Annotated in this window: 2 protein-coding genes; both read left to right on the top strand. The window is 71.4% G+C overall.

Translation table 11 applies throughout. The features are described 5' to 3' along the window. On the top strand, positions 1–2685 hold a 2685-nt coding region (locus ABZ873_RS33900), incomplete at its 5' end, for an SDR family NAD(P)-dependent oxidoreductase (protein ID WP_360880645.1). Positions 2686–2731: 46 nt separating this feature from the next. Beyond that, positions 2732–4594, top strand: a 1863-nt coding sequence (locus ABZ873_RS33895) for a type I polyketide synthase (protein WP_360880642.1), incomplete at its 3' end; no start/stop codon positions are given.

Genomic DNA, 4594 nt, shown 5'->3' with positions numbered 1-4594 from the left:
GCGCTGGATGAGCTGCTGGCCTCCTGTGAGGTGGAGGGTGTGCGGGCGCGTCGTATCGCGGTGGATTACGCCTCGCACTCCGCGCAGGTGGATGTCCTGAACGAGGACCTGTTGCGGGAGCTGGCGGACATCCGTCCGCAGTCCTCGCCCGTCGCGTTCTATTCGACGGTGTCGGGCGAGCGGATGGACACGGCCGGTCTGGATGCCGGGTACTGGGTGCGGAACCTGCGGGAGCGGGTGCAGTTCGAACCGGTGACGCGTTTGCTGGTGGAGAAGGGCAATGCGTTCTTCGTGGAGTCGAGTCCGCATCCGGTGCTGACGATGGCGGTGGCGCAGACCGGTGACGCGCTGGATCGTCCGCTGGTGACGGTGGGTTCGCTGCGTCGTGAGGAGGGTGGCGCGGAGCGTTTCCTGACCTCGCTGGCGGAGGCTTATGTGGCCGGGGCTCCGGTCGACTGGAAGCAGCTGCTCACCACGGGCCATCGGGTGGCCCTGCCGACGTACGCCTTCCAGCACCAGCGCTACTGGCTGGAGGGTGTGACCATTGGCGCCCAGGTGGTGGAGACGACCGACGTTGCCGAATCCGAGTTCTGGGACGCCGTCGAACGCCAGGACCTGGCCGGCCTGACCGCCGTCCTCGACGGCACGGGAGGCGCCGGGCCGGACCCGGCGGCGGGCGCCGAAGCCTGGCTGCCGGTCCTGTCCGCCTGGCGCAAGGGCCGTCGGGAGCAGTCGGTGCTGGACTCGTTGCGCTATCGCACCGAGTGGCGGGCAACGGGCCTTCCTTCGGAAAGCCGTTTGACCGGGACGTGGTTGCTGGTCACGCCGGGTGCCGGGGTGCCGGTCGAGGAGGTCCGGGGTGCCCTGGTGGCGGCCGGGGCCGAGGTCGTGGTGCTGGAGGTCGGGGCGGATGTGGACCGTGCGGCGTTGGCCGCCCGGCTCGCCGAGACTCCGGACGTGGCGGGTGTGGTTTCCCTGCTCGGCTGGAACGAGGAGTCTGCTCTGGCGGCGACGCTGGTCCTGCTCCAGGGTCTGGCCGATGCTGCTCTGTCGGGTCGGCTCTGGGTCCTGACCCGGGGTGCGGCCGGCGTCGGCGCGGCTGACGTGGTCAGCCCGGTGCAGGCGCAGCTGTGGGCGCTCGGCCAGATCGTGGGTCTGGAGCAGCCTGGTACGTGGGGTGGTCTGGTCGATGTGCCGGAGGTGTGGGACGAGCGGGTGGCCACCGGCCTCGCGGGTGTCCTTGCGGCGGGTGAGGGTGAGGACCAGGTCGCGGTGCGGTCGTCGGGTGCGTATGCCCGGCGTCTGGTCCGTGCGCCCCTGGGCGGCAGCCCGGTTCCCGTCCGGGAGTGGAATCCGCGCGGCACCGTCCTGGTCACCGGTGGTACGGGCGGTATCGGTGCGCATCTGGCGCGTTGGCTCGCGAAGGACGGCGCGGAACACCTCCTGCTGCTGAGCCGTCGGGGCGAAGAGGCCGACGGCGCGGACAAGTTGGTGGCAGAGCTTCGTGGTCTGGGCGCCGAGGTGTCGGTCGTCGCGTGTGATGTCACCGACCGGCAGGCGCTCGCCACGGTCATCGGGGCGGTCCCGGCCGAACACCCCCTTACCGCCGTCTTCCACACCGCCGGAGTCGCAGGGCACGGTCCGGTGCAGGAACTCGAAGCGGCCGGCCTCGCCGACCAGCTGTCCGCCAGGACGCTGGGTGCGCGGAACCTGGACGAGGTCACGGGTGAACTGGGTGTCGAGCTGGACGCGTTCGTCCTGTTCTCCTCCGGTGCCGCGGTCTGGGGGAGTGCGAGCAACGGTGCCAATGCGGCCGCGGGCGCGTTCCTGGACGGTCTGGCGCGGGAGCGCCGAAGCCGTGGCCTGACCGCCACCTCCGTCTCCTGGGGTGGCTGGCAGGACACGGCGATGGCCGAGGGCGGCAATGCCGAGCAGCTTCTGCGCCGTGGTGTGCGGCTGCTCGATCCGGCGCAGGCGACTCTGGCCCTGCGCCAGGCGCTGGAGCAGGACGAGGTCTCGCTGACCGTCACGGACATGGACTGGGAGCGCTTCACCCCGGGCTACACCATGGCCCGCCGGCGCCCGCTCATCGAGGACATCCCCGAGGCCGCCCGCATCCTGAGTGACACCGAGGACACGGCGGAGACCCCCGAGGACGCGACCGCCGGCGCCGACCTCAGGGCCCGCCTGGCCGGCCTGACCGACGGCGAACGGCACGCGCAGATCCTGGCGTTGGTGCGGGGTGAGGCGGCCCAGGTGCTGTCCCACGCCTCGACGGCCGACATCACCCCGAACCGGCCCTTCCAGGAGCTCGGCTTCGACTCGCTGACGGCGATGGACCTGCGCAACCGCCTGAACCGGGCCACCGGCCTGCGACTGCCCGCCACCCTCGTCTTCGACCACCCGAACCCGCAGCGGCTCACCGGCCACCTCCTGGCCGAGCTCGCCAAGGGGGGAGAGAGCAGCCTCTCCGATGTCCTGGACATCAGGCGGGAGCTGGCCAGGATCGGCCAGGCGCTGGACAGCGTCGCACCGGATCCCCAGGCCCGTGAGGACATCGTCGACCACCTGCGCGACCTGATGGCCAAGCTCGGATCCTCCGAGAGGGACTCCACCACCGATCTCGAAGCCGCCACGGACGACGAGATCTTCGACTTCATCGACCGCGACCTGGGCGTGTCCTGAACACACGGCTGCCGGGCCTTCCATTGCTTCAGAGTGGGGTTTCACCATGACCGAGGACAAACTCCGTACCTATCTGCGCCGAGTCACAGCTGAGTTGCAGCAGACTCGTCAGCAGCTCCAGGACAGCCAGGACCGCGCCCGCGAACCGCTGGCCGTGGTCGGTATGGCCTGCCGGCTGCCCGGCGGCGTCGACTCGCCGGAGCAGCTGTGGCACATGGTCGTCAACGGGGTCGACGCGGTGGGGGGCTTCCCGGACGACCGGGGCTGGGACCTCTCCTCGCTCTTCGACAGCGACCCGGACCGCCCGGGAACGACCTACACCCGTGAGGGTGCGTTCCTCCAGGGCGCCGGCGACTTCGACGCGGGGTTCTTCGGTATCTCCCCCCGTGAGGCGATGACCATGGACCCCCAGCAGCGGCTGCTGCTGGAGACCTCGTGGGAGGCGCTGGAGCGGGCCGGGATCGACCCGGTGTCGCTGCGGGGCAGCCGTACCGGCGTCTTCGTCGGCGGTACGGCCATCGAGCACACCGTCAAGCTGATGAACTCGCCGACCGACCAGGGGTACGCGATCACCGGCGGCTCGGCGAGCATCATGTCCGGCCGCGTCTCCTACGTGCTGGGGCTCGAAGGGCCCGCCGTCACGGTGGACACGGCCTGCTCCTCGTCGCTGGTCGCCCTGCACTCGGCGGCCCAGTCGCTGCGCCAGGGCGACTGCTCCCTCGCGCTCGCCGCCGGTGTCGCGGTGATGGCCACCTCCTCGGCGTTCGTCACCTTCGCCCGGCAGCGCGGTCTGGCGGCGGACGGCCGCTGCAAGGCGTTCTCCGACGAGGCCGACGGCATCGGCTGGGGCGAGGGCGCCGCGGTCGTCCTGCTCGAACGGCTGTCGGACGCCCGTCGCAACGGTCACCCCGTCCTCGCGGTGATCCGGGGCTCGGCGGTCAACCAGGACGGTGCCTCGAACGGTCTGAGTGCTCCGAACGGTCCTTCGCAGCAGCGGGTGATCCGCCAGGCGGTGGCCAACGCCGGCCTGACCCTCGCCGATGTGGACATGGTGGAGGCGCACGGTACGGGTACCACGCTGGGCGACCCGATCGAGGCGCAGGCGCTGCTGGCCACCTACGGCCAGGACCGGCACGACGGACGCCCGCTCTGGCTCGGCTCCCTCAAGTCCAACATCGCCCACACCCAGGCCGTTTCGGGTGTCGCCGGTGTCATCAAGAGCGTGCTCGCCCTCCAGCACGGGGTCCTCCCCAAGACCCTGCACGCCGAGAACCCGAGCACGCAGATCGACTGGACCGAGGGCGAGGTGGAGCTCCTCACCACCACCCGGGACTGGCCGGAGACGGGCCGTCCGCGTCGCGCGGGCGTGTCGTCGTTCGGCATCAGCGGTACCAACGCCCACGTCGTCCTGGAGCAGGCCCCCGAGGCCGAGCCGGTGGAGCCGCAGCCGGGGGACACGGCCGTACCGCCGCCGTCCACGTCGCCCGCCGTGCTCCCGTGGCTGATCTCGGGCAACACCGGCGCCGCGCTGCGCGACCAGGCCGCGCGCCTCCGGGACCACCTGGCGGCCGAGGACGGGCTCGACACCGCGAACGTGGGGTTCTCCCTGCTGAGCTCGCGGTCGCAGCTCGCCCACCGCGCCGTGCTGTTCGCCGAGGCGGGCGGCACGCTCCCGGAAGGACTGGAGGCGCTGGCCGAAGGCCGCGACCTCCCCGGCCTCGTCCGGGGCACCGGAGACGCCGGCAGTGGTGTGGTGTTCGTGTTCCCGGGTCAGGGTTCGCAGTGGGTCGGTATGGGCCGGGAGCTGTGGGACTCGTCGCCGGTGTTCGCGGAGTCGATGGTGGCGTGCGAGCGTGCGCTGTCGCCTTTGGTGGATTGGTCGTTGCGGGATGTGGTGTTCCGTGAGGCG

The organism is Streptomyces sp. NPDC047014 (assembly GCF_040644195.1).
Lineage (GTDB): Bacteria > Actinomycetota > Actinomycetes > Streptomycetales > Streptomycetaceae > Streptomyces.
Note: the sequence above shows the minus strand (reverse complement) of the source record. Positions and strands in the feature narration are given on the sequence as shown.